Annotated in this window: 24 protein-coding genes; 6 read left to right on the top strand and 18 right to left on the bottom strand. The window is 56.4% G+C overall.

The features are described 5' to 3' along the window. Window positions 1-132 precede the first annotated feature (132 nt). Window positions 133-738: a hypothetical protein gene (locus tag ACESLM_RS21595; RefSeq protein WP_372634132.1), complete on the top strand. Its 606-nt coding sequence runs from the start codon at window positions 133-135 to the stop codon at window positions 736-738. Here ACESLM_RS21595 and ACESLM_RS21590 read toward each other — a convergent pair. Continuing rightward, window positions 735-1,940: an MFS transporter gene (locus ACESLM_RS21590; protein ID WP_372634130.1), complete on the bottom strand. Its 1,206-nt coding sequence runs from the start codon at window positions 1,938-1,940 to the stop codon at window positions 735-737. The two genes, ACESLM_RS21595 and ACESLM_RS21590, sit on opposite strands and share 4 nt — an antisense overlap. 169 nt (window positions 1,941-2,109) lie before the next feature. Here ACESLM_RS21590 and ACESLM_RS21585 point away from each other — a divergent pair, with 169 nt between their 5' ends. Next, window positions 2,110-3,027 (top strand): DMT family transporter, encoded by a 918-nt coding sequence (locus tag ACESLM_RS21585; RefSeq protein WP_372634127.1) that lies wholly within the window; start codon window positions 2,110-2,112, stop codon window positions 3,025-3,027. A gap of 276 nt (window positions 3,028-3,303) precedes the next feature. After that, window positions 3,304-3,522, top strand: a complete 219-nt coding sequence (locus tag ACESLM_RS21580; protein WP_372634124.1) for a hypothetical protein — start codon at window positions 3,304-3,306, stop codon at window positions 3,520-3,522. Window positions 3,523-3,673: 151 nt separating this feature from the next. Here ACESLM_RS21580 and ACESLM_RS21575 read toward each other — a convergent pair whose 3' ends face one another. Genes ACESLM_RS21575 through ACESLM_RS21555 form a run of 5 tightly spaced genes read right to left on the bottom strand, consistent with a single transcriptional unit; the run spans window position 3,674 to window position 9,498 of the window. Next, window positions 3,674-4,687 (bottom strand): zinc-binding alcohol dehydrogenase family protein, encoded by a 1,014-nt coding sequence (locus ACESLM_RS21575; RefSeq protein ID WP_372634121.1) that lies wholly within the window; start codon window positions 4,685-4,687, stop codon window positions 3,674-3,676. Window positions 4,688-4,704: 17 nt separating this feature from the next. Next, entirely contained in the window at window positions 4,705-5,649 is a 945-nt protein-coding gene (locus ACESLM_RS21570) for an aldo/keto reductase (RefSeq protein ID WP_372634118.1), read from the bottom strand. Then, the gene (locus ACESLM_RS21565; protein WP_372634115.1) at window positions 5,649-7,142 is read right to left on the bottom strand and encodes a UxaA family hydrolase; all 1,494 of its coding nucleotides are present in this window, start codon (window positions 7,140-7,142) and stop codon (window positions 5,649-5,651) included. The genes ACESLM_RS21570 and ACESLM_RS21565 overlap by 1 nt, the downstream gene beginning before the upstream one ends. Beyond that, window positions 7,139-8,671 (bottom strand): tagaturonate reductase, encoded by a 1,533-nt coding sequence (locus ACESLM_RS21560; RefSeq protein ID WP_372634112.1) that lies wholly within the window; start codon window positions 8,669-8,671, stop codon window positions 7,139-7,141. Before ACESLM_RS21560 ends, ACESLM_RS21565 begins: the two co-directional genes overlap by 4 nt. Further along, window positions 8,668-9,498: an amidohydrolase family protein gene (locus ACESLM_RS21555; protein WP_372634109.1), complete on the bottom strand. Its 831-nt coding sequence runs from the start codon at window positions 9,496-9,498 to the stop codon at window positions 8,668-8,670. The genes ACESLM_RS21560 and ACESLM_RS21555 overlap by 4 nt, the downstream gene beginning before the upstream one ends. Before the next feature lie 168 nt (window positions 9,499-9,666). On the opposite strand from ACESLM_RS21555, the gene ACESLM_RS21550 reads away from it, so the two are divergent. Beyond that, a complete protein-coding gene (locus ACESLM_RS21550) occupies window positions 9,667-10,524 on the top strand; it encodes a helix-turn-helix domain-containing protein (protein WP_372634106.1) in 858 nt (285 codons plus the stop codon). A gap of 93 nt (window positions 10,525-10,617) precedes the next feature. Here the strand turns inward: ACESLM_RS21550 and ACESLM_RS21545 are convergent, their stop codons facing one another. The 7 genes from ACESLM_RS21545 to ACESLM_RS21515 all read right to left on the bottom strand — a co-directional run bounded on the left by ACESLM_RS21545 (window position 10,618) and on the right by ACESLM_RS21515 (window position 17,644). Next, window positions 10,618-11,370, bottom strand: a complete 753-nt coding sequence (locus ACESLM_RS21545) for an HAD family hydrolase (RefSeq protein WP_372634103.1) — start codon at window positions 11,368-11,370, stop codon at window positions 10,618-10,620. 22 nt (window positions 11,371-11,392) lie between these two features. Then, complete coding sequence (locus tag ACESLM_RS21540) at window positions 11,393-12,094, bottom strand: PIG-L deacetylase family protein (RefSeq protein WP_372634100.1); 702 nt, start codon at window positions 12,092-12,094, stop codon at window positions 11,393-11,395. A gap of 27 nt (window positions 12,095-12,121) precedes the next feature. After that, a complete protein-coding gene (locus tag ACESLM_RS21535) occupies window positions 12,122-12,952 on the bottom strand; it encodes a carbohydrate ABC transporter permease (RefSeq protein WP_372634097.1) in 831 nt (276 codons plus the stop codon). Further along, the gene (locus tag ACESLM_RS21530; RefSeq protein ID WP_372634093.1) at window positions 12,949-13,719 is read right to left on the bottom strand and encodes a carbohydrate ABC transporter permease; all 771 of its coding nucleotides are present in this window, start codon (window positions 13,717-13,719) and stop codon (window positions 12,949-12,951) included. The genes ACESLM_RS21535 and ACESLM_RS21530 overlap by 4 nt, the downstream gene beginning before the upstream one ends. A 173-nt stretch (window positions 13,720-13,892) precedes the next feature. Then, a complete protein-coding gene (locus tag ACESLM_RS21525) occupies window positions 13,893-15,227 on the bottom strand; it encodes an ABC transporter substrate-binding protein (protein ID WP_372634090.1) in 1,335 nt (444 codons plus the stop codon). Window positions 15,228-15,284: 57 nt separating this feature from the next. Next, window positions 15,285-16,433, bottom strand: a complete 1,149-nt coding sequence (locus ACESLM_RS21520) for a Gfo/Idh/MocA family protein (RefSeq protein ID WP_372634164.1) — start codon at window positions 16,431-16,433, stop codon at window positions 15,285-15,287. A gap of 5 nt (window positions 16,434-16,438) precedes the next feature. Further along, the gene (locus ACESLM_RS21515; protein WP_372634087.1) at window positions 16,439-17,644 is read right to left on the bottom strand and encodes a DegT/DnrJ/EryC1/StrS family aminotransferase; all 1,206 of its coding nucleotides are present in this window, start codon (window positions 17,642-17,644) and stop codon (window positions 16,439-16,441) included. 514 nt (window positions 17,645-18,158) lie between these two features. Here ACESLM_RS21515 and ACESLM_RS21510 point away from each other — a divergent pair. Then, the gene (locus ACESLM_RS21510) at window positions 18,159-19,175 is read left to right on the top strand and encodes a LacI family DNA-binding transcriptional regulator (RefSeq protein ID WP_372634084.1); all 1,017 of its coding nucleotides are present in this window, start codon (window positions 18,159-18,161) and stop codon (window positions 19,173-19,175) included. A gap of 60 nt (window positions 19,176-19,235) precedes the next feature. Here ACESLM_RS21510 and ACESLM_RS21505 read toward each other — a convergent pair whose 3' ends face one another. Both ACESLM_RS21505 and ACESLM_RS21500 read right to left on the bottom strand, forming a co-directional pair. Next, window positions 19,236-20,489 carry a DUF445 domain-containing protein gene (locus ACESLM_RS21505; protein ID WP_372634081.1) on the bottom strand — a complete coding sequence of 418 codons (1,254 nt, stop codon included), beginning with the start codon at window positions 20,487-20,489 and terminating at the stop codon, window positions 19,236-19,238. A gap of 165 nt (window positions 20,490-20,654) precedes the next feature. After that, the gene (locus ACESLM_RS21500; protein ID WP_372634161.1) at window positions 20,655-22,172 is read right to left on the bottom strand and encodes an MDR family MFS transporter; all 1,518 of its coding nucleotides are present in this window, start codon (window positions 22,170-22,172) and stop codon (window positions 20,655-20,657) included. 426 nt (window positions 22,173-22,598) lie between these two features. On the opposite strand from ACESLM_RS21500, the gene rsgA reads away from it, so the two are divergent. Next, the gene (gene rsgA / locus ACESLM_RS21495; RefSeq protein WP_372634078.1) at window positions 22,599-23,708 is read left to right on the top strand and encodes a ribosome small subunit-dependent GTPase A; all 1,110 of its coding nucleotides are present in this window, start codon (window positions 22,599-22,601) and stop codon (window positions 23,706-23,708) included. A 14-nt stretch (window positions 23,709-23,722) separates the two neighbouring features. Here the strand turns inward: rsgA and ACESLM_RS21490 are convergent, their stop codons facing one another. From ACESLM_RS21490 to ACESLM_RS21480, 3 genes are all read right to left on the bottom strand, one after another. Next, window positions 23,723-24,238, bottom strand: a complete 516-nt coding sequence (locus ACESLM_RS21490) for a DinB family protein (protein WP_372634158.1) — start codon at window positions 24,236-24,238, stop codon at window positions 23,723-23,725. Window positions 24,239-24,243: 5 nt separating this feature from the next. Then, window positions 24,244-25,317, bottom strand: a complete 1,074-nt coding sequence (locus tag ACESLM_RS21485) for a M42 family metallopeptidase (protein ID WP_372634075.1) — start codon at window positions 25,315-25,317, stop codon at window positions 24,244-24,246. A 57-nt stretch (window positions 25,318-25,374) separates the two neighbouring features. Next, the coding region (locus ACESLM_RS21480) for a radical SAM/SPASM domain-containing protein (RefSeq protein ID WP_372634073.1) at window positions 25,375-26,119 on the bottom strand (745 nt) is incomplete at its 5' end.

Genomic DNA, 26,119 nt, shown 5'->3' with positions numbered 1-26,119 from the left:
GTGTCTCAAAACCGTATAACGCTCAAATTACAATCCGCTTTCGGAGCAGCTCCGGAAGCGGATTGTTCGGCATGCTGAACAGCCGGGCCGTATGCTATAATCGATGGAACTCCGTGGAAAAGAGGCTAACGAATGACGTCCGAACAATCCGCCGCTTATCGGCTTGCATACCTCGTATCTTTCCTGCTCCACCCTTTCGTGCTTATCGTTCCGTTATTCATGATCATTTCGATCCGCTTCGCGACTCACGTCTATGAAGGCGTGCTGTGCGGCATCGTCGTAAGCCTCGGAGCGGCCGGCGCTCCGTTCGCGTTCATTCGCCGGGGCGTCGCGCGCGGGCGCTGGAGCGATCACGACATCAGCCGCCGCGATCAGCGCCTCATCCCTTTCCTGTATACGATCGCGTGCATGGTCTGCGTATTCGCCTTCCTGCTCCTGCTCGAAGCGCCGATCGAGCTGCTGGCCACGTTCGCCGGCATGGTCTGCGTCGTTGCCGCCGCGCTGCTCGTCACGCAGCTCGCCCGGTGGAAGATCAGCCTGCATCTGATCGGCATTACCGGCACGGTGCTGACGCTCGCGCTGCTCGTCTCTCCGATCTTCTATTGGTGCGCTCCGCTCATCGTCCTTGTCGGCTGGGCGAGATGGCGCGTCGGCGCCCATACGCCTTGGCAGGCGGTGGCGGGAGCCTCCATGGCCGCGGCCGTCACCTTCCTCGTGTACCGGCTGTTCGGGCTCTAGCTCCCTTCGACCGCACGCCTCTTCCCGCCGCCGAGCAGCGGAATGAGCGCGGCTGCTCCCGTCAGAAACAGAACTCCCGAGATCGAATAAACGATCTGAAGCGACAGCGTCATTTTCAGCCCTCCCGCCAGCGACATACCGGCGACCATCATCCCCATGAACAGAGGTGTCATGACTCCTCCCACTCTTCCGATGTAAGCTCCCTCCGTATTGCGCATGATCATCGTTTGAATCCCGATCATAATCAGCGGGTAACACAGCCCCGTGGCGATTTGCAGCAGCAGAACGGCAGCCAGGCTGTGAGCCCAGCCTATGCCGACCGTTCCGGCCGCGCTGACGAGCAATCCGAAAGCGAGCAGCCGCTGCGGCTTGACTTTCTTGGCAGCGGTCATGACGAACGCGCCGCCAACCAGGGTCGCGGCTCCGTTAGTCGCAAGCAGCCACTGGACGAAATCGCGATCCTGCCCCAAGTTCTCTATGGCGACGAACAGCAGCAGCGGTTGAATCAGACCGGCAGCAAGACCGGCCGCCATGAATGTGCCGCCGAGCGCGCGAAGCGTCCGGTTGGCCGCAACGTAACGCAAGCCGGCCTTCAGCTCAAGCAAAAATCGCGATTTCGCCCGGGTCTGACCGGGTTCTTCGTCGTCCTTGGGAAGTCTCAGCAGGAGAAGGCCTGAGCCGAGAATCAATCCCCCCATCGCGGCCAAAGAAGTCTCGATCCCGAACTTGGAATAGACGAAAGCGCCGGCCATCGGACCGATGACCATAAACAACGACGAAATCGACTGGTGAAGCGCCATGACGCCTTGCAGCCGGTCGTCGGGGACGTGCCGTTTGAACAGCTTCATGGCCGACGGCTGCGAAAACTGCGACAGCACCGATGAGACGAACGCGGCGAAAAACAGCGCGTGCCAACTCCCGTACACTAACGCTAACAGCACGGCGAATACGGATGCCGAAGTAAGCAGATCGCTCCCTACCATCGTGCGGCGCGGCTTCCAACGGTCCGCGAACGTTCCCCCGATGACGGAGAAAATAAAGATCGGCGCAAACTCGGCTACAGAGATTAACGAGACGTAATAGGAATCGTTGTCGGTCATTTCGCTTACGTACAGCAAAACGGCGAAGTTCCGGATCCACACGCCCATATTCAGCAAGATTCTCGACGATAAAATGACGCGGACGTGACGATTGTTCCACATGATGAATTCCCCTTCTTTATTATAGGCAAGTTTTATTTCCGTTTATAAATATACAAACAAATAATATAAATGTCTATAAAAATGTTGAGGGGTAGAAGACGATTGATCTTTCGCCGATTCGGCCTTACAATGATAAGATTGCATGAACGAGGAAGGGATCACGTCAACCATGAATCACAAACCGTCATCATCGCCTATTCCTACTCTCATTCCGCTCGTCGTGGGGATGATCGCCATCTCCTTCGCTCCGATACTCGTCCGGTACTCGGGCGCGCCGGTGTCCGTGCAGGGCATGTACCGCATGCTGTTCACGGTTCTGCTGATGCTGCCATTCGGCATGCGGCAGCTGCGGGCGACGGCCTCCATCTCCCGCAAAGACTGGGGCTTGCTCGGGCTGGCCGGATTTTTCCTGGCGCTGCACTTCCTGCTCTGGATGGCCTCTCTCACATACACGTCCATCGCCAGCTCCACGATCATACTGACGCTGGAGCCCGTCTTCGTCATGATCGGCGCTTATTTCGTCTTCCGCGACAGGATCGGCAAGCTCCCGCTGCTCGGGCTCGCCCTCGCCCTCGCCGGCGCCTTCGTCGTCGGCTCCGGAGACTTCCGCATCTCGGGAGAAGCGTTCAAGGGAGATATGCTGAGCTTCGTCGGCATGCTGGCCGTCGTCGTGAACATGCTGCTGGCAAAAGTCATTCTCCGGCGCGTGTCGTCATACTTGTACAGTCTGATCGTGTTCGCCATCGCTTTCGTCTGCTTCACGATCTATAATGCCGCGCTCGGGATTAATGTCGTGGACTACGTGCCGCGGGAGTGGCTCATTTTCGTCCTGCTCGCTATCGTCCCTACGGTGCTCGGTCACATGATCTTTAACTGGCTGCTCCAGTACGTCAGCCCGACGACAATCTCCATGTCCGTGCTGGCCGAACCCGTGGGCGCAAGCTTGCTGGGGCTGATGTTGTTCGGCGAAATGCTGACGACCTCCCAGCTGATCGGAGGCGCGTTCATCATTGCCGGCTTGCTGCTCTACATGCGAACGGAATCGGCCGCAGCGGCCGCTACGGCCGAGAAAGCCGAAGCCGCCTGACCGCGCAAAAAAATTGTGGCGGTGGCGAGGGGCTTGGGCCGAGGCTGCGTGACCAAGGCCAAGAAAGCGCCTTGGCGGTGGCGAGGCGGGAGCGCGGAGGCCAAGATAGTGCCTTGGCGGTGGCGGGACGCGAGCGTGGAGGCCAAGAATGTGCCTTGACGGTGGCGAGGTGGGAGCGCGGAGGCTAAGGTAGTGCCTTGGCGGTGGCGGGACAGAGGCGTGGAGGCCAAGAAAGCGCCTTGGCGGTGGCTAGGCGGGAGCGCGGAGGCCAAGATAGTGCCTTGGAGGTGGCGGGACGCGAGCGTGGAGGCCAAGAATGTGCCTTGGCTGTGGCGGGACGCGAGCGTGGAGGCCAAAAAAGTGCCTTGGAGGTGGCGGGACGCGAGCGTGGAGGCCAAGAATGTGCCTTGGAGGTGGCAGGACGGGAGCGCGGAGGCCAAAAAAGTGCCTTGGCGGTGGCAGGACGGGAGCGTGGAGGCCAAGAATGTGCCTTGACGGGACCGATGCTGTGTGACCAAGGCCAAGATAGTGCCTTGGCGGTGGACACGGAGCGTCGATAAAAAAACAGGGATGAATCTCCTCTTGCTAGGCGCATTGTCAGCGTAAGGAGATCCCCCTCTAATATCCCTACTGGCCTGCTGCCCTTTTAAAGCTCCACCATCGCCTTGATGACCCCGGATGCCGGATTAAGCCAGTTCCCGAACGAGTCGATCATGTCCCCGAACGCGGCCCGGTGCGTCACGTACCGCTCGATATCGACGCCGCCGCTCTTCACCGCCGAATACACGAGTTCGAAATCTTCCCTCGTGGCGTTGCGGCTGCCCATCAACGTCAGCTCGCGGCTGTGGAAGAGCGGATCGTGGAAGGCGATGTCCGTCTTGACCAGACCGACGTAAACAAGCGTGCCTCCGTGCGCGGTCAGTCCGAACGCCGCAGCCATCGACTTCGCGTTGCCCGTCGCGTCGAACACGACCGTCGGCAGATCGCCGCCGGTCAGCTCCGCCAGTTCGGCCGGCGCGTCGCCGAGCGCGTTTACCGTCGCGTCGACGCGCGCCCACGACCGGCAGAACGCCAACCGGTCCTCGTTCACGTCCATCGCGATCACCTTCGCTCCGGCATGCCGGGCAAACGCCATGACGCCGAGGCCGATCGGCCCCCCTCCGATGACGAGCGCCGTCTCCCCCGCCCGCAATCCGGATCTTCTTACCGCGTGCGCTCCGATGCTGAGCGGCTCCAGCACGGCGGCTTGGTCGAGCGTCAGATCGTTCGCGCGGACCAGATGAGATACCGGAACGGCGATGCGCTCTCTCATGCCCCCGTCGATATGGACGCCGAGCACCTTCATGGAGACGCAGCAATTCGTTTTGCCCCGGCGGCAGGCGACGCATTGTCCGCAGTGCATATACGGGATGACGCCGACCCGGTCTCCGACGGACAATCCCGCTTCATTGTCTCCGATTTGCTCGACGATTCCCGAAAGCTCGTGCCCGAGCACCCGTGGATAGGTGAAAAAGGGCTGGTTGCCCATGAACGCATGCAAATCCGTACCGCATATGCCGACCCGCTTGACGCTGACGATCGCTTCGCCTTCCCCGAGTACGGGTTCCGGAAGCTTGATCCGCTCGAAGCGGCCGACTTCCGCGCACACAATTCCCAACATCGTCTTCACTCCTCCCCTTAAACTTTAATGCCTTCGTTGTATTCCGGCCTGCCGCTTGTCCAGGTCCAGTCGCGCACCGGCTCCAGAATGTCCAGAACTTCCTTCAGCAGCGCCGCGTCCATCGGCTCTTCCGCCCATTTCGCGTTGTCGCGGATATTGTCCGGGCTGGCCGTGCTGACGAGCGTCGTCGGAACGCGCTCGTTGGCCGTCGAGAACTGCACGGCGAGCTTGGCGATGTTCTCCCCTTGGCTTGCGCAATGCTCCGCGGCTTTGCGGCACACGGCTTTCAGCTCTTGACTCGCGGGATGCCAATCCGGCGTTCCCCGCAGGCTGAGCAATCCCATCGACAGCGGAGAGGCGTTCACCAGTCCGACGTCCTTGCTCTCCAGCAGCGGCAGCAGGCCGAGCAGAGAAGTATCGTTAAGCGAATAGTGGCAATAAGAAATGATCGCGTCGGCGTCGATCTGCGGCAGCAGCTTCTCGAACAGCGGAAGCGGCAGGCCACAAATGCCGTAGTTGCGGATTTTCCCTTCCCGCTTCAGCTCCCGCAGCGTCGGCACGGCTTCCTCCAGAATGATGTCCGAAGGAACGAATTCGATATCGTGCAGAAACAAAATGTCCGCGTAATCGGTATGCAGCCTGCCGAAGCTCTCTTCCAGACTTTCCCGAATGCGGCGCGCGCTGAAATCGAACTGGTCTGCGCCGTAACGCCCGGCTTTGGTCGACAGAAGATAACGGTCGCGCGGGACGTCCTTGAGCGCTTGGCCGAGCACCGTCTCGGCTTTCGTCAGCCCGTAATACGGCGATACGTCGATATAATTGATGCCGCTGTCGAGCGCGGAGTGCACCGCGCGAATCGCTTCGGCGTCGTCCGTCTCGCGGAACACGGAGCCGAGCGAGGAAGCCCCGAAGCTCAGCACCGACACGTCCAGTCCCGTTCTGCCCAGCTTGCGTCTCTTCATTAAAGGATCACCCCGTCTTTGAAAATCGCGATCTCGCGAAAGCCGTTCTCTTCGTTGTGCGTGCGCGCTTCGCCGGAAGCGATGTCCAGCATCCGGTCCCACAGCTCGTCGGTCAACTCGTCCATGCTCTTGTCCTGCAGCAGGCGGCCCGCGTCGAAGTCGATCCAGTTTTTCTTGCGCCGGGCCAGCTCGCTGTTCGTCGACAGCTTCACCGTAGGCGCCGGTCCGCCGAACGGCGTCCCCCTGCCTGTCGTGAAGAACACGATGTGCGCGCCCCCCGCGGTCAGCGCGGTAACGGATACCAGGTCGTTGCCAGGGGCTTCCAGCAGGTTCAGTCCCGTGCCGCGCACTCGTTCTCCATAAGGCACGACGTCGGTCACGGTGGAATGTCCGCCCTTCTGCGTGCAGCCGAGCGACTTCTCCTCCAGCGTCGTAATGCCGCCGGCCTTGTTGCCCGGAGAAGGGTTCTCGTAGATTTCCTGGTTGTGCCGGATAAAATACTGCTTGAAATCGTTAATGAGCGACACGATCCGCCCGAACACCGCTTCGTCGGCGGCGCGGTTCATCAGAATCGTCTCCGCGCCGAACATTTCCGGCACCTCGGTCAGAATCGCCGTGCCTCCGAGTCCGATCAGCCGGTCCGACAGCGAGCCGACGAGCGGGTTGGCCGTGAGGCCCGAGAAGCCGTCCGAGCCGCCGCACTTCAGGCCGATCTTCAGCTTCGATACCGGCACCGTCTCCCGTTCGAACGTCTCCGCGTACTCGACCAACTGTTCGACGAGCGCCAGCCCCTCCTCCAATTCGTCCTCGGCTTCCTGGGACTTCATGAACTTGATTCTGCGCGAGTCCGTCTCTCCGATCGCTTCCTTGAACTGCTCGATCTGATTGTTCTCGCAGCCGAGCCCAATGACGAGCACACCGGCGGCGTTCGGATGATTGGCGAGGGACGCCAGCAGCTTCTGCGTAAACCGCAGATCGTCGCCAAGCTGCGAGCAGCCGAACGGATGCGAGAAATGGTATACGCCGTCTATGCGGCCGCGATACGTCGCGTTCGCCCGGTTGGCGATGATCTCGCACGTCTTGTTGATGCAGCCGACCGTGTTGATGACCCAAATCTCGTTGCGGATGCCGATTTCGCCGTTCGTCCGGACATAGCCTTGGAACGTCTGCCTCCGCGGCTTCTTGGCTATTGCCGCCTGCGAGACGGGTTCGTACCGGTAGTCGAGCAGCCCCTTCAGCCCCGTCCGCAAATTATGCGTATGAATCCAGACTCCCGGCTGCAAGTCGGCTTTCGCCTTCCCGATGGAATAGCCGAACTTGAGCACGTCGTCCCCTTCCGCGACCGGTCTCGTCAATATTTTGTGCCCCGCGGGCACGTCTTCGGTTAACGACAGCTGCGTTCCGTCTTCCAGAACGATCGTCTCTCCCGCCGTAAAAGCTCTCAAAGCGATAACCACCTGGTCCCGCTCCGAGACGCGAAGCCAGTCCCTCATGTCCGTCCCTCCTCCGTCCATTCCGCCCAGGCTTGCGCCACCTGCGCCGCCAGTCCCGGCCATGGCGACAGATCTTGGCCCCACAGCTTCTCGCTGGCCAACAACCTCCGCGCCGTCTCCTCCGGCGATTCTCCGGTCCGCTCGGCATGCTCCCACAGGGACGCCAGCTTATCCAGAGCCTCCGCATCATCGCGCACCGCATACGAACGCCCCTCGAACGTCGTCCCTCTATATTCGTTCTCTTCTCGCCTAACGCGATAGTAACGAAGCAGGGCCGCCAAGCCTTTAGCTAAACCTTCCGGTATCCGCTCGCCCTTCCGCGCGTAATGCTCAAGCGATGGAAGCAGACGCACCTTGAACTTGCTGACGCTGTTCATCGCGATATCGTACAGCCGATGGCGGACGAACGGGTTCAAATACCGGTCGAACACCTCGTTCGCGTACGCCTCCATCTCTTCCTGCGGATAAGGCAGGGACGGGATAATCTCTTCCCGTACGGTCGACTTGACGAACGCTCCCAGCGTCTCGTGCTCCATCAGCTCGCGCACATGCTCGACTCCGCTTAAAATGCCGAGCGGCGTCATCAAAGTGTGCGCTCCGTTCAGGATGCGCACCTTGCGTTCCCGATATGGCTCCAGGCTGTCCGTCCAGACGACATTCAGGCCAGCGCTTGCGAAGGGCAGCAGCTCGTCAAGCTCCGGTTCTCCCTCGATCGCCCACAGATGGTACGGCTCCGCTACGCATAACAGATCGTCGCGATATCCCCATTCGGAGAACCACGCCTCGGCCTGCTCTGGATCCGGGTAGCCGGCGACGATTCGATCCACGAGCGAATTGAGGAAACGGTTAGCCGTCGTCACCCATTGCCGGAACTCTTCCGGAAGTCCCCAATCCGCCGCGTATTTCAGCACGCTCTCTTGCAGCACGTCGCCGTTGCGCTCCAGCAGCTCGCATGGAAGAAACAGCAGCCCGCGATCGGCGGCCCCGTCGAACGCCAAATATCTACGGTAGAGCAGATAGGCGATTTTGCCCGGGAAGGACACGATCGGCTCGCCTTCCGTCAGCGCCTCCGGACAATAGACAAGGCCGGCTTCCGTCGTATTCGAGACGACGAACCGCAGATCCGGGCTGACCGCAAGCCCGATCATTCTCTCCCATTCCCCATAAGGATCGAACGCTTCCGCGAATACGGAGACGATCTCTCTCCGCTCCACCGGCTCCCCGTTGTCAAGGCCCCGAATAACGAGCGTATACAGCCGATCCTGCCCGTTCAGGGCGTCGATCTTCGGCTTGCCGGACGGCCGAGGCTGCGTCACCGCCACTCCGCCGCGAAACAGCCCCTGGTTACGGCTTTCTTGCACCATCCAGTCGAAAAAACCGCGCAAAAAGTTGCCTTCCCCGATCTGCAGCACCGTTACAGGCGCGTCATTCGGATACGGGTCGGCCGCTGCGTTCGCGGCATGCTTATCCGGGCTTTGGCCCAGCGCCGCTCCCGTAGCTTGCAATTGCTGTCGATTCAGCTTGTTCATAGCTTATAGAACTCCTTCGCATTAAGCCCGTACAGACGGGCGCGTTCCGCTTCTCCCCAGTCTTCGGGCAGATTGCGCTCGATCGCTTCGACGACTTGATCGTAGCTCGCCGCCAGCAGGCAGACCGGCCAATCGCTTCCGAAGAGGACGCGGTCGGGACCGAACCGCTCGCTCGCATGGCGAACGTACGGCTGGAACTGATCGTACCGCCATGCCGCGTGATCCGCTTCCGTCACCATGCCCGACAGCTTGCAGTAGATGCCGGGATGTCCGGCAATCTCGCTCATCTGAGAAAGCCATGGCTCCAGACGGCCTTCGGCGATAACGGGCTTGGCGAGATGGTCCACCACTCCGCGCAAATTCGGCACGAGCTCCAATAGGCGTGTCAGCGGTTCCAACTGATCCGAGCGAAGAAGCAAATCGACCGGAACGTCCTCGTCGGCGTACGAACGGAGCGCTTCCACGAAAGCCGGTTCCAAGATGCGCGAAGCGTCCGGCATTTCCTGGATCATGATCCGGAAGCCGACGAATTTCGGATGGGACGCCATTGTCCGATAATGGTCCCGATGGTTCGGATCGTGCAAGTCGAGCCATCCGACCACGCCAACGATCGAATCGTCCGCATCGGCAAGACTCAGCAAATAATCCGTCTCCGCCAGCGTCGGCGCCGCCTGCACAGCTAGCGTGCCGTCGAAGCGGTGCTTGTCGAGCGAGGCCTTCAGATGCTCGGGAAGAAAGTCGCGATATAACGAGGGCAGCTCCGGCGTAATCCAGCCGTAATCGCCCCGTTCGATTTTCCAAAAATGCTGATGCGCGTCGATTCTCATATAACCTCTCCCCCTGCGTGCCAAAGCAGATCCCTATTCCGGGGCTGCTTGTCGTCCTATTGCTTTTATTTTATCAGCTGCAATCGTTGTAAAAAGGCTTAATCCTTGCGAAAATATACTCTATTTTGATATTTTATTAGTATGCTGCATCCGAGGGAGACGCATCCGATGAAAATCTACCGCAAACCGTTTTCGAGCGAGCCGCTGTTCCCGTTCGAGTTTGTTTATCGAGATAAAAAAAGTCCGGAGCGGGAGCTGCCGGACCATCTGCACGATCAGTATGAGTTTTTCTATGTGTACTCGGGCAAGGCGACGTTCTTCATCGATCAGAAGCTGTACGACATCAAAGCCGGCGATCTGCTGCTCGTGCCGGGCAATTCGATCCACCGCTCGTTCCAGGACGCGCAGGAACCGGTGACGTCGACGGCGGTATTCTTCGCCCCGGGCTTCGTCTCCGCCGACGGCATCGGCGAGCCGTACAGCAGCCTGCGCTGCTTCGACCTGGCCCGCAAGCGCAAGCGCTACCGGCTGGAGCTCGACGAGCCGCTTCGAGCAGCTACGGAAGAAGCGCTTGAGCGCATGCGCGAGGAGTTGGAAAATAAAGCGATCGGCTACCGCCATGCCGTCGGCTTGCTGCTCCAGCAATGGCTTCTGCTGATCAACCGCCACGTGAACAGCGCGACGGCCGACGACGCGGACGAATCCGGCATCGGTCCGCAGTGGATGAAGGACGTCCTTCATTATATCGCGGCGCATCCCGGCGCCGATCTCAGCCTTGCCGCCCTGGCGAAGCACGCTTCCGTCACCGGCGCGCACTTCTCCCGGGTGTTCAAGCAGATTACCGGCATGAACGTGACCGATTACGTGAACGCCAAGCGCATCGTGCTCGCCAAGGAACGGCTTCTCGGCAGCGACGACAACGTCAGCCTGATCGCCGAGCGCTGCGGCTTCGAGAGCCTGCCCCATTTTCACCGCGTGTTCAAGAAGCTGACGGGCACGACTCCGGCGAGCTATCGGCGGGGCTAGTCCAATCCGTCTTTCTCGTTGTCGAGTATTTGCTTGATCTCTGTTGCGGATTCCGGATGCCCCCGTCATGAACAGTCCTTTATGGCTGTTCCGCTAATCGACCTCAACCCTAATCTCTGTCAGCGAGTGGATAAGCGCGTCCGCCTCTCCCGCCAGCACTTCAGCCGATCCCTCGTACGTCACGATACCTATGGCCAAGCTGCCGGCCGACCTGGCCATCCTCATATCCACGACGGAATCGCCGACAACGGCCAACTCGGATGGCTGCAAGCCGAGCATTTCGCACGCCGTATGAACCATGTCCGGCGAGGGCTTGCCGTACTTGACTTGCTCGGGCGTAATAACGAAGTCCAATTGATCCCGTATGCCATGCAAGCGCATACAGTCTTCCGTCCGAGTCAGCGTGTCTGATGTCAGGATGCCGGCCCGAATTCCGGCCCGCCTCAACAGATGAAAGACTTCCGGCGCACCTTCCATCGACTTGAAGGCTTTGTCAATAACAAGTCGGGAATCTGCATCCCGAAACAGACCGGCGGCTTTCTCCAGGCATTGAGTCCAGGACCAGCCCTTCAATTGGTACATCAAGCCGGCCACCGCAATGATCTCTTCCTGCAAAGAGGCTACGGCCAAAATCCCCTGATGATCCATGTGTTCATGATTAATCCCCATAAGTCGGCTCCAGGAAGGAACATGCTCGTCTCCGACCATGGATGCGAACACCGCTCTTCTATGCATGTCGACATGCCGCCAAAAACCGGACCCGTCGAATAAGGTTCCGTCCTTGTCGAACGCAACGCATTTCACTGAGCTCATCAGCTCTCCGAATCCTACTTTTATTTCCGTCATGTATTCATCCTCCTTCCGGTTGTTAGGGCAGCAGTGAAGGACCTCCGACCACCGGATACATGGGCAGGCTGCGGAACGCTTCAGCATGTTCGGTTCCGATAGCCATTCCCCGTATAGCGCTGGATTTCGCTACGAACGTAACGTAGTCCATACTGTATTGATATTGCAGCCATGCGTCCTGGCTTTCGTGCGAGCGCAGCATCCGGCATTTCGTGTCATACACGTCGGAAATATCCACGTAAAACTCCGGTTCAAATCCGATCCCGCCCAGATTGTCCATGATGAACACATGCGGTATTCGGGCCATAGCCGGATACTCGGTTAAGATCAGCGGCACGGTGACCGGAATTCGGCAATCGGCGGCAATCTCGCCGCAAATTCGGTGATCGGGATGATAATCGCTAGATCCATGAACGAACATCACATCCGGATTGGCCCGACGGATCGCATTAATGAACGCCATTCTCGTCTCCCGGTCATGAAACAGAAACTCATCGTCGTAATCCATCCAGATCAAATCCGCCCCGATGATGCCCGCCGAAGCCTCGGCCTCCTTGCGCCGAACGGAAGCGATTTCATTCTTAGTCAGCTTTGCCGAACCTACATTCCCGTTTGTCGCGATCATGATCGTGACTTTATCGCCTCGGAGAGCGCATTTGGCGAGCGTACCCCCGCACAAAATCTCCACATCGTCAGGATGAGCGCCGATAGCGAGCACGCGCATAGCTGAGTTTCCCCCTTATTGTTCTGATTAGCCTTTCACTGCCCCACTCGTCATGCCTTCAATCATATAGCGTTGACCAACAAGATATAGAAGGAATACCGGCAGCGTCGTGAGTAGAATATTGCCGAAAATATAGTTCCAATCTGTACGGAAATAGCCGAAAAAACGATAGATGTTCAGCGGCAGCGTCCAATACTGGTTGTCGTTCAGAAAAAACAGAGGAATCTGCGAGTCGTTCCACACATTCATGAAGACCAGAATGGCCGCCGTAAACGTGATCGGCTTCATCAACGGAAAAATGATCAGGGCGAACATACGATAAGGACCGCAGCCGTCTATCGTGGCGGCCTCGTCCATCTCGCGGGGAATCGTCCTGATGAATCCGACATAAATGAACATCGCGAACGGAATCAGAATACCGGCGAAAACCATGATGATCCCCAAGCGGGTATTCAGGAGATGAAACGATTTCAGCAAATTAAACGTCGTAACCAGACTGATCGGCGCCACCATCCCGAACATGAACAAGCGATAGAGCAGCCGGGACGCCCAAGTATTCACTCTTGCGATATAGAAGCTGAGCAACGCGGAGCAGAGCAGGATGATTACAGCAGATCCGAAAGTGACGACTAGGCTGTTCGTAAATCCTTGAAGGAAGTAACCCCGCTCGAACAATATACGGAAATTCTCAATCGCAAGAAATTCGGACGGCCAGGAGAGTCGGAACAGTCCCGCCTCCTTGCTGCTTTTGACGGATGTCAGTACAACCAGCAAGTAGGGAACGATAATAAACAAGCTTAGGATCCATAATCCGATTTCCCCAACAACCAGCCGCCATCTTTTTCTTTTCGCGGTCATCCCTCCACCTCTTTCTTCTTCAGATAAGACAGAAGCGGCATCGAGACAACGAGAATGAGCACCACCAATATCAGGTTCAGCGCTGTACTGTATGCGTAAAGACCTTGTCCCATATACTTATAAACCATCGTCATCATCACTTCGGAAGAATTGCCAGGACCGCCTTGAGTCAGGAAATAGACGCCTTCGAACATCCTAGCTCCGTAAATCACGGAGAGCATCACGTTAATCGTGATCGCCGGCATGAGCAGAGGGAGCGTTATTCGGGTAAACTTCATCCACCGGGACGCACCGTCGATATCCGCCGCTTCATAATATTCCGACGAGATGTTCTGGATGCCGGCGATGAAGATCGCCATCGTAATGCCGGACGCACGCCAGATTTCCATGAGGCCGGCGGAATAGATGGAAAGGTTGGGATCTCCGATCCATCCAAGCGCAAGGAAATCCAGATTGAGATAGCGAAGCGTCTGATTCACGAATCCGGTGTGCGGATTCATCAAGCCTTGAAAGATGAGTCCTACCGCAACGATGTTCAGAATGGCCGGCGAGAAATAGACGGCCCGAAGCGCGTTGCGTGTACGGATTCCCTTCGTGAGCAAGACAGCGAGCATAAGCGGAAACACGATCTTTCCAATCGTAGTGACAAGCGCGTAGAGGAACGTATTCTTCATCGCTAGGCCGAAATCCGGATTTTTCGACACTTCAATGAATTGATCGAACCCGACGAAGTTGATGACTGAGCTCGCCGCGCTCCAGTCCGTCAATGAATAATAAAATCCGGAGAGGGTCGGAAAGATGAAAAAAACGACATAGATGATGACGGCAGGTACAACGAATAGAACCGGATAATGGATCGACGACCTCCGATTCAGTCGCGTTCGCTGGCCGGAAAAGTCCTTGGCAATCGGACTTTCCCGGACTATGCGAGCCCTCAAGGTTACCACCCTTGAAGCTTCTTGCCTTTGGCGATGATTTCTGCCTTCGCATTCAGCTCCTCAAGCACTTGTTTGGGCGTTTTGGCCCCCAACATCATTTCCTGCATGATTTTTCGGGCATCCATGTCGTTCCAGGCTTCGTACTTGCCGAACATTCCCATGAAAGCTTTGCCTCCGTCCATGTATTTCTGCAGTTCTCCGCTGATTACATTGGCTTCTGCGTTCACGTCGGCAAATACGGACGTCCCTGGAGCCTTCTTCATGTAAATTTCCTGCTGTTCCTTGGAGGCGAAGAAATCAATCAAATCGAGCGCCGCTTCCTTGTTTTTGCCCTTCTCGTTCACCGAGATGCCTACGCCCGCATACAGCGAGATCGTGCCAGGAGTGTCTTCGAAAGGCATCGAGAAAAAGCCGATATCCAAGTCCGGATAATTCGCCGTCAGCGGCTCCAAAATGAAGTCGCCGGCAGGATGCATGGCAACTGCGCCTGTCCCGAACTTCTCTTGCGTCATCTCGAAAGTATTGGAGATAAAATCCTCGTTGATGTAGCCTTTATCCTTAAGTTCGATCATCTGATTCAGCGCCTGCTCGTACTCCGGAACGTCCGTGAGCTTGATTAGGTGTCTGTTCATATCCTCCCAGAACTGGTTGCCCGCATCTCCTCTGTTCAGCTCCGCATTGGCAAACAATTGGTGCATCATATGGGTCGTGCCAAATTCGCTTCCGTTGGCCAATTGAATATTGACAGGCGTAATGCCGGACTGCTTGATTTTCTCACTGGCAGCGAGAAATTCGTCCCACGTTTGAGGAACTTCCAGTTCGAGTTTCTTGAATATCGCCTTATTGTACAGAATGCCCATACCGCCCGGGTTCGTGATCGGCAATCCGGTGATCTTACCATCGTTCCACTCGATGATCTTTCTTCCTCCATCTGAAAGCCGCTGAACCCATGACCGTCCAGACAAGTCCGCGAACCATTCCTTGGGTACGTTAAACTGCGACATCGCAATATCGTCCGTCACGAACAAATCCGGACCTTCGTCCGACATCATTTTGATTTTCAGCATATTGTCGAATTCCGCAGACGGCAGTAACTGCACCTCCACTTGGTTGCCGGTCGACGATTCGTAATTCGCGATGAAGTCCTTTAGCCTCCCGCTGTAATTCTCGTTTGTCACCATAAATTTGATTTCCGTTTTCTTCGTTCCGGCCGAACCCGATCCTTCCGGCCCGCCCGATTCCGAAGATTTGCCTGTATGGCCTGAACATGCAACCGTTAGAAGAGCGATCAACGCCAAATTCGTAATCGCTTTCATGTAATTTGTTTTTACTTTCATCGTATACCTCCCCATAAAGATAACGTTTGTATGGCGACAGTACGGACCGAAGAGAGTTCAGACCTTTACCCAACCCTTGGAACGATGGCTTTCCAATATGGCTTCGATCAGCTTCATGATGTAGTGGCCGTCTTCGAACGTCGCAAAGTCGCAGGCTTCGGTCTTCAAGCTTTTCCTCTCGGCGACAAACTTGTAAAAGCTGTAGACATTGTTTTTCAAAGCATCGTTCCAGCCTTCAGGATGACCCGAGGGCAGCGATGAATAATGCCGGGCTTGTTCGTGGAGCCTATTCGGGCTTCTCATGATCGAGCGATTGTCTTCATCCCTGAACCCCATCCACATGCGATCGGCATCCTCCTGATTCCAATACAGTGACGCCTGACTGCCATTCACTTCAAGGTTGAAATGGCACTTCCTCCCCGCGCTGACTTGCGACACGTAGAATACGCCGCTAACTCCGTTATCCATTCGAAACAGCACGGATCCGTAATCTTCGGTAACTATCGATTTTTCCTCATAGGAAGCGCTTGCTTGAACAGCGAATGTCTCGATCGCTGTCGCGGGCTTCTTTCTCACCGGCCATACCGTCACAAGATCGGCGCATACTTCGATGATTTTACCGCCGATTACAACCTGAGCCGCGTCCATCCAATGCGATCCGATATCCGCGATCGCCCTGGAATCGCCGCCGAATTCGGGATCGAGCCGCCAATTGTAGTCCGTATCCAAGAGCAGCCAATCTTGAAGATATGAACCGTGAATGAGTCTGGGCTGTCCGATCTGCCCGCTGCGCACTTTATGCTTCATCTCCTGCACGAGCGGGTTCATCCTGTAGTTAAAGTTCATGCCGTGCGTAACTTCAGGGTGGTCCTGCAGCAAGCTCAGTAAACGCTCCGACTCCCGGACACTTTTGGCGAGAGGCTTTTCCGAGAACACATGCTTGCCGGCTTTAATGATTTTCTCATTCATTTCAAGATGCAGATGATTGGCCGTACAATTATGCACGACCTCGATTTCCGGATCCAGGAGCATATCATCCACACTCTCATAGTACCGGGGGATGTAATGCGCCTCCGCTTTCTGGCGGGAGAGCTCGTGATGGGTCCCGGTTCCGGCCGCGGCAGCCCATTCCGCAAAGCCGAGGCGTCGGACCGCATCGATATGGCTGCCGGCGATAAATCCCATGCCGATGATACCGGCTTTCATTTTCTTCAAGAGAGAATCTCCTTCATGATTTCTTTGATATTCGCGCCGACAACCGCAATCTCTTCGTCGGTAGACCGGATGTTGATGCCATAGCCAGCGCCTAAGCCGTTGTCGACAACTCCGATGCTGATGTTGATTGCCCTCTCCAAAATGCTATCGGTTTGCGGGAGCATATGCTTGCGGTATTCCATAATCTCCCCGTCGTCAAGGTCGAATTTCAAGTTCAGCAGTTGTTCCATGTTGTTGTAGACGTGCCAGCCGGAATGGGCCAGCGTCTTCGCTCCGACCTTCTGCCCGAATTTCTCCGCCGTTTCCTTGTTGTCGAACAGAAGCGTCAGCAACGTCGCGCATTCGAACGGATCGTTGATTCTTCTGAATGTAACGCCCATCGTAGACTTGAGCTCGCTCTTCAGCTTATTTTTCTTGTTGCGCAGGGTCTCCAGAATTTGATCGAGCTTTCTCGTCTGCGCAAGTGCGACGGCGCCCGTCAATTCGTTCATTCTCATATTCATGCCGATGATGCTCCGGTTTCCGATTTCAACTCCGGTCCGGTTAGGCTTGTGGCCCTGATCATGAAATGCGAAAGCCCTCTCGTACAGCAATTCGTCATTGGTGACAACCATACCACCGTCACCGCTCGTAATGGTCTTGAAATTGTTTAAGGAAAACGCGCCCATATGGCCGATCGTCCCCAGCTTTTTCCCCTTGTACGAAGCCCCGGCAGCTTGACAGCAGTCCTCGATGACGACCAAGTTGTATTGCCGGGCAATTTCCATAATCTTATCCATTTCGCTCGGATTGCCGAGCATATGCACGGGCATAATCGCTCTAGTTCGTTTGGTAATCTTTTTGACAATGTCGTCGGGGTCGATGGTCAACGATTCATTGATTTCCGCCAATACAGGTATAGCGCCGGATAAAATAATGGAAGACAGGGACGCAATAAACGTATATCCGGGCACGATAACTTCATCGCCCGGTCCGATATTCAAGGCGGTAAGCGCGCTCATCAGCGCTCCTGTTCCACTAGAGACAGCAACACAATATTTCGCTCCCGAATAGCTCGCGAATTCCTTCTCGAATTGGAGTACCTTCTGTTGAAAGCGGGGATCGTTCTCCGCGCCATAGCGGAAAAAGTGTCCGCTTTCAATTACGTCCATCAACTCTTTCTTTTCTTCACTGCCAACCAAATAAGCACCAGGTCCCGGCATTGTTATACCTCCATGATGTATTTTAATTTCTTTGATTCGACGCGCACGGCTAATTCAAGATGTTGCTGCTCAACCCTATCTTCTTTCCTTCAAGGAGATCTCCAACTCGTTAAGCGCTTTCAGCCAGGCGGCCTTCCATCGTCGATGTAACCGTATCCCCATGAATGCAGCGATCCCCCCCTTTATAGGACCAAGGCAACATTGTGCGGGCACCTGTAACCCACGGAAGTTAATAAACGCATTTACTAATTATTACGGATTTACGAAATCAAAAGAAAATAACAGCTATAAAACCACCTCTCTTTGACTAAAACCTTTTAGTTATGGCTATAATATAACTTAATTTTTTTCATGTCAAGATTGCTTTTGCTTTAAACTACATGCATTTATCTCTAGACAGTTCACAACTCTTTTTCTCCAATAACTGAATTCTACCGCTTTCTCCAAATTGACTTTGCACAAAAGGAAGAATTATAATCAGTTAAATAAACGCATTTATCTGGAAGGGGATCGCATGCCAAAATTAACGATTAAAGAGATCGCTAAATTAGCCGGAGTGTCCCCTGCTGCTGTCTCAATTGTGCTCAATAACAAAAAGGGGGTCAGCGACGAAACCAGGGAAAAAGTGTCGAAGCTAATTGCCCAGCTTCAATATTCCCCAAATCCCAACTCGAGAAGATTGCTCTTTAACAAAACGTATAATATTGCCGTTCTGGCCAATAAGGATTCTTCTCCGCTTGAGAATATTTTTTATTCAGAATTGAATCGAATTGTGGTAGAGGAATGCAATCGTTATCAATACAACTTAATCTTTACTTCCGTAGCCGTGGAGAACGGCGAAGTGTTGTTTCCGAAGGTAATCAAATCTTACGATGTCGACGGGGTTATATTTTACGGGGATCCGGATGCGGAGATTATGACGGGATTAAATAAATTTGAAATCCCTTATATCGTGATCGATACCCATTTATCCAACTCGGCCACCCTTTGCGTTTACGCGGATTACTTTGAAGCGGCTTATTCAGCCGTTTCTTATTTAATCCAACTTGGCCACAGCAGAATTGCCCATATCGGCAATCGCCTGCTTACCAATTACAGCTTCCAAACCTTTAACGGCTTCAAGAAAGCGATAGAGGAACGAGAATTCGAGATGCCGATTCATTGGATTCAATTAGATGCGCATGACGAGCATACGGCCGAAGCTTGCATGAAACTTATTTTGTCTTCCAACACAAAACCGTCCGCCGTATTTTGTTCCAGCGACATCTTTGCGATAGGCGCTATCAGATGCATTAAAGAACACGGTTTGAGCGTTCCAGAGGATATTTCCGTAATCGGCATTGACGATATCATTCTATCCAAGTACATTGAGCCCCCCTTAACCACCGTAAGGATCGACAGAGAAGAGATGGCCAAAATAGCGGTACGCATGTTAATGGAAAAGATGAATAACGAGAGCGCCAACATTGATAATCATATGCTCGCCTCCAACCAGATCATCGTCAGATCAAGCACGCGCAATTATTCTTAAAATGCATCAACGTCGGCTCTCTCCCGACATCATCGTCAGGGAGATCGAGCTCATGCCCGATCAGCCCAGCAATTGAACGCCTGACAGGACAAGGCCGATAAGGAAGCCGCACAAAGCCCCGTTGACGCGTATCCATTGGAGATCTCCGCCGATTTTCTCCTCCAGCATGTTGACAAGCTCCTTGTCGTTCATCTTGTCGATGTTGTCCTTGATCAGCAGCCCGATGCGATAATGATTCGCTTCCACCGTGTCCGCGACGAAGTTGAGCACTCTGCGCTCCACGCCTTCGACCGTCTCGGGCTCGGCTTGAAGTCTGCGCACGACGTAGCGGAGAACGGAGACGACCTGGCGTCCGCCCCGCGCCATCTCCCGCTCCAGCGCCGAGAGAACCGACTGCCGCAGCGACTCCATACGCTCAAGCAGAAACCGGCCGCTGTCCGGATGCTCGATTTTGTCCACGACCCAGCTTTTGCCCCGCTCCAACAGCTCTTCATTCTCCGCGGCCAGGCTCAACTGGCGCCGGATCTCCGCCAGCAGCTTGTCCCGGTTGGCGTTACCCGGCATGAGTAAATCCCGGATGCCCGACAACAGCAGCTGTTGGATCATGCCGCCGAGCTTGTCCTCGCTCATGAATCCCGTGAACGCCTGCACCGCAAAGCCCATAAATCCGCCGACTTCGGCCTCGGACATTTTCTGCATGGCGATCGATCCGAGCATGTAAGCCGTCTCCGGCTTGCTCACCCATGCCCCGCCTTGACGCAGCGCGTAGTCAAGCGCCCGCTCGTCCATCCGTTCCCGGACGACGGCTTGTACGGCCTTGCCCGCCAGCGGCTGGACGTCGGCCTGCTTGACCGCCTCCGCGATTGCGCGCTGCACGTAAGGCGCGAACGTCTCAACCGGAAGCCGGGCTAGGAAGGCGTGCGCCAGCTTAAGGACGCCGACGCGATTGCTGCGCTTCGCCGCCAGCCGGGTCAGTGCCGAACCCGCTGTCCTCATCAGCTGAAACTGCTTCAGCTTCTCCTTGATGCTATCCTTGTTCAGCAGCTCGTTCTCCAGCGCGGAAATGAGCGATTTGGCGATTTTGTCCCGGTTTTTGAGCAGCAGCGACGTATGGGGAATCGGAATTCCCAGCGGATGGCGGAATAGCGCCGTCACGGCGAACCAGTCCGCGAAGCCTCCGACCAGCCCCGCTTCGAACCCTCCCTTCAGCAGCTCGGTGACGGGATGGTACGGCAGCAGCAGCGTTACGACGAACCCGACTCCCATCGCGACGAGCGACAAGGCGGCAACATATCTCGTTCTCATTGTTTTCATGATGAATACCTCGTATGGAAAGATTAGGCGTTATGTTCTAGTATAACCGAAACCGGCGGCCAACCTGAAACTTGTCGAACGGTTCCGGCGAAGAATCGCTCGGCGATTGTTAGGAAGACAGCAGAAAACCGCGCGTTGCCGCGCGGTTCTCGCTGTATGGATGACTTATCTATCCGCTAAAGAGGCTTTCTGCTGAGCTTCCGCTTCCGGCGCTTTCGTCTTCTTGAGGAACAGCGCCAGAACGACTGCGACGATCGCGAAGATCATGCCGATCTTGAACGAGTTGTGGATGCCCGCGTTAAGCGCGAGCGCCGGAAGCTGTTCGGGAGCGGCATCGGCCGGCGGATTGGCGAAGTAGTCCTTCGTTCCGTTGGTCATAATGCTGATGAAGAACGCCACGCCGATCGCTCCGGATACTTGCTGCAGCGTATTGAGGATCGCCGTTCCGTGCGGATAGTAGGCGCGCGGCAGCTGATTCAGTCCGTTCGTCTGCACCGGCATCATGATCATCGAGATGGCGACCATCATAATGCAGTGGTACAGGATGATCAAGCCCTTCGTCGTCTCCAGGTCGACCGTCGTGAACAGATACATGACGACGGCGAGAATGATCGCGCCCGGGATCGCGAGCACACGCGGGCCGAACTTGTCGAACAGCTTGCCCGTCACCGGAGACAGGAAGCCGTTCAGAATACCTCCCGGCAGAAGCACGAGCCCCGCCGCGAAAGCCGTCATCAGCAAGCCCTGCTGAAGGAAAATCGGCAGCAGCATCAGCGTCGAGAACAGCGACATCATGACGATGATCAGCAGCACCGTGCTAAGAGAGAACATCGGCGACAGAAACGGGCGCAAGTTAAGCATCGGCTGCTTGGACACGATCTGTCTCCAGACGAACAGGACGAGGGCGAGCCCTCCAACGATTAGCGTCCAGATCACTTTCGGCTCCGACCAGCCGCCTCCATCGGTTTCGCCGACGCTGCTGAAGCCGTAGACGATGCCGCCGAAGCCGGCCGTGGACAGAATGATCGACAGAACGTCGACTTTCGGCTTCGTGACGTCCGTTACGTTCTTCAGGTAGATCGTGGCGATGACGACGGACATAACGGCGAACGGCAGCACCAGGTAGAACAGCCAGCGCCAATCGAGCGACTCGAGAATGAGGCCGGACAGCGTCGGTCCGATCGCCGGAGCGAACATGATGACGAGACCAATGCTGCCCATAGCCGCGCCGCGCTTCTCCGGCGGGTACAGCACGAGAATCGTATTCATCATAACGGGCAGCATCAGGCCGGTGCCGAACGCTTGAATGATCCGGCCTACCAGCAGGACGGAAAAACCGGGAGCGATGGCGCATACGAGCGTTCCGATGGAGAAGAGCACCATCGCGCCGATAAACATCTGCCTTGTCGTAAACCATTGCACCAGCAAGGCGGATACCGGGATAAGTATGCCGACGACGAGCATGTAGCTGGTGGACAGCCATTGAATGGTCGTATAGGGCACTTCAAGATCTTTTACCAGGTCAACAAAAGCGATATTGAGCAGAGTTTCGTTCAGGATGGAGAAGAACGCTCCGATGATCAGCGTGATCAGGATCGGCAGGCGCTTGACGTTCTCGAGATCCTTGTACTGAGACCCAGCTGCGTTGTCTGCGGTATTCACTTTTCTCTGTTTCCTCCATATCCAATGATGGAATATTATGTCCAGCTTTCATACTATACCATCCGATTGACAAATCTTCAAACTCGGTTTTTTATCCGTTTACAGCTTGACAAGGAAAATAAAGGACGCCTATAATAGCACCATATTACACGCAAGGAGGCTGAGGAATATGGTTAACTTCACGAATGTATCGGTTGTCGAGTCGGTTGTTCGCGGGCATAGTCCCCGGTCTCTACGGAATGTTGCGCTGTAATGCCGTTCGATTGAGCAAGCGGATTTGACGTTTGCTTGGCCGCGTTGCAGATGCAGACCGCCAGAGACCATCCGGTTTCTGAGCGGTTTTTTTGAGTGCCGATCCGTTCGGCACTCTCTGAACAGCCGCAGGGAATCCCTGCGGCTGTTCGCGTTGTTTCGCAAAATTCAATTTATGAGGAGTTAACTCAACCTATGAATCCTATAATCAACGATCAACTGACGGCTTACGGCTGGAACGACGGCTGGCAGCAAACGCTCGCGGAGATGGAACAGCCGCTGCGCCAGTATTCGCCTGCCCGGGTCGTCGCCCAATTCTCCCATTCGTATAACCTGATGACCGCGGACGGACTGCACAGCGCGGCCGTCACCGGGAAGTTCGAGTTTCTGGCCGCGAAGCGCGGCGATTACCCCGCCGTCGGCGACTGGGTGCTGACCGAGCCGCTGCCCGGAGAGAAACGCTCCGTCATCCACGCAGTTCTACCTCGCCGGTCGGCTATGGTTCGCAAAGTCGCGGGATCGGTTATCGAAGACCAGATCGTCGGAGCCAATCTCGATTATTTGTTTATCGTGAACGCCCTGAACCAGGACTTCAATCTGCGCAAGATCGAGCGCTACATGATCGCAGCCTGGGAAAGCGGCGCCTCCCCGGTCGTGCTGCTGACGAAAGCGGATCTGTGCCCGGACCCCGAAGCGTTCGCCGCCCTGGTCGAGGATGCCGCGCCGGGCGTACCGGTTCATTGCGTCAGCGCATGGACCGGGTCCGGCAAGGAAGCGCTCGGCGCCTATCTGAAGCCCGGAGCGACGATTGGGATCACGGGCTCGTCCGGCGTCGGCAAATCGACGCTGCTGAACTGGCTGGCCGGCCACGACCTGCAGCTTACGCAGGGCATCCGGGAAGACGATGCGCGCGGCCGCCATACGACGACTCACCGCGAGCTGTTCCTGCTCGCCGGCGGAGCGCTCGTCATGGATACGCCCGGCATGCGCGAGCTGCAGCTGTGGGATGCGCAAGAAGGCTGGCAGCTGGCTTTCTCCGACATCGAGCAGCTCGCTTCGGGCTGCCGCTTCCGGGATTGCAAGCACGACGGCGAAGCCGGATGCGCGGTGCTCGAAGCGCTGAGCTCCGGCGAGCTCGATCCGAAGCGATTCGCCAATTACCGGAAAACGGAGAAGGAGCTTGCCCACCTGGCGCGCAAAGAACGGTCGGCGGCCAAAGGGAACTCCAAAGGCAAACGGCCGCGCTCCGCTGGAAGGGCGGATCGGCGGCCGAATAGACTGCTCGAATATATGGACGACGAATAGGACGGCGATTCTTCTTAAGCCAAATACTTGTCTTTCACGATGCGAATATGGTGCAGGCCGTGACCGGCGACAACGTAGGCAAGCGCCTTCGCGCTCATGACGGTGTTGCTCGCCGTTCCCGTTCTCGCCCACGCTTCGTCCGTCAATCCCCGAACGAGCGACAGCGTCGCTTTGCGCACGGAGATGTAGTTCTCGATCAGATCGGACAACGTGTAAGCATCGAAATCGACGTACTTCATGTATTCGTCCTGATCGAAGCCCGGCAGCGGCGTGCTGTCTCCTCGCGCAATGCGGAGCAGCCTGTAGCTCATGATCCGCTCGGTGTCGGCGATGTGTCCGATGACTTCCTTGATGCTCCATTTGCCCGGCGCGTAGCGGTGCTCCGCTTTTTCCAGTGGAAGATCGGACAGAAACTCGGAGGTCGATTTCAAATCGTCCGCCAAGATATCGACAATGTTTCCCTCGGGGACGATGTCGATATACGTTCCGAAATGTCCGCCGTATTCTTCCTTCGTCGGGCGTTCAGTCAAGCTGCTCATCTGTCATCTTCTCCCTTGTCCATAATGTAGGCAATCAGCAGCGAGGCGGTGTTCGCGACGGCGTCCGCATGCGTTCGCTCCATTCCGTGCGAAGCATGCACGCCGGGACCGATCAGCGCCGCGCGAATGTTGCTGCCTCCGCGAAGAGCGGCGGATGCGTCGGAGCCGTAATACGGATAGATGTCGACGGCATGCGGGATTCTCTCCCGGCGGGCGAGCTCGATCAGCCTGGAAGTCATGCCGTAGTCGTAAGGGCCTGACGAGTCTTTGGCACAGATCGAGACGTCCCGCTCCGTCGTCGACAGGTCGTCTCCGATCGCGCCCATGTCGACGGCGATCAATTCCGTAATATCCGGCGGAATGTGGGAGCTGCCGTGTCCGACCTCCTCGTAGGTCGACAGGACGACCTTAACGGTTCTGGCCGGGCGAACGCCTTCGCGCTTCAGCCAATGCATGACGCCGAACAGGGCGGCGACGCTCGCTTTGTCGTCCAGATGCCGCGACTTGATCCATCCGTTCGGCAAAATCCGGGTGCGGGGATCCCAGGAGACGAAGTCGCCCGGAGCGATGCCGAGCTTCTCCGTCTCTTCCTTCGTCCGGACGAGCTCATCGATCCGGATTTCCATGTTCGCCTCTTCCCGTTTCTGGTCGCGCACGTCGGCGTAGACGTGGACGGAGGGCTGCGTCGACAGCACCGTGCCTTCGTACGTTCTGCCGTCCCGGGTATGCACGAGGCAGTATTCGCCTTCCACGGTCTGCATCGCGTATCCGCCAACGGGCGTAAATCGCAGCATTCCGTTCGGCTTGATCGAACGAACCATCGCGCCTAGCGTATCCACGTGCGCGGTCAGCGCGAGCGTACCGCCCGCGTCTTCTTCCGCTCCGGGCAGAGTAATGACGGCATTGCCCTTCGGCGTCATCTCCAGCGCGAAGCCCAGCTTCTCCGTCTCGGCGCGCACCCGCTTCATGATCTCCATGCAGAAGCCGCTCGGGCTCGGCGTCGCGAGCAAAGCTTCGAGTATCCTCATTATATATTCCTTCTCGGGCGCAGGCTGTAGTGCTTTTGTCATGTTTTTCCACTCCTTGTATGTGTAAAAAGCCGCGTTTCCGCGACTTTCGGATCGTTGCTACACGCTGAATCTTTGCCGATAACCGCACTTGCGGCACAGCTCTTCGACGACTTCCCTGCGAGAGAAGCCATCGTACAGCCGATTTGCGCGCTCGCCTTCAATAATTTCCGAGAACGGCTTGGCGTGCAGGTTGCCCAAGTTGATGACGCCTTCTCCATCCAGGCAGCACGGGATGACGGTACCGTCGACAAGGACGCCCGCCTGATTGCGCAGCGCGTGGCAGAAGCCCCGGCCCTCGTCTTCCTTCTCCTTCAGATCCGGCCACTTGAACTCTTCCTCGTGATTCAGATAGACGCGGTCGGCGATTTTGATCCCTTGGCCCCTTACGAAGCGTTCCTCGATCCGGAAGTCCAATTGAAACGCCTGCTGAATCTGTTCCAAAATCTCGCGATTGCGATCGTTCTTCACGTTCGTCTCGTTATCCGGCGTCAAATTCCACAAGCGCAAAGACACGATCATGTCGGAGGAGGCGACCGCTTCCTTGGCGAATTCGAGCACGCTGCCGACATAGCCTTCCTTGTCGACCGAGCCCTCATGCCCGTCGAAGCTGTGCAGCGAGAAATTCATCTGCCTAAGCGCCGGCTTGCCCAGCAGCTTGTGCCGGTTCTTGCCGAGCAGCGTGCCGTTCGTCGTCAGGTTGACTTTGAATCCTTTCTCATGGCTGATATCGAGCAGCTCGTCGATCTTCGGATGCAGCAGGGGTTCGCCTTTTACGTGAAAATAAATATGCTCGGCATGGCCC

The organism is Cohnella sp. (assembly GCF_041641335.1).
In the GTDB taxonomy this organism is placed as follows: Bacteria; Bacillota; Bacilli; order Paenibacillales; family Paenibacillaceae; genus Cohnella.
The sequence above is the reverse complement of the archived record's forward strand: the minus strand, read 5'-3'. Positions and strand labels throughout refer to the sequence as shown.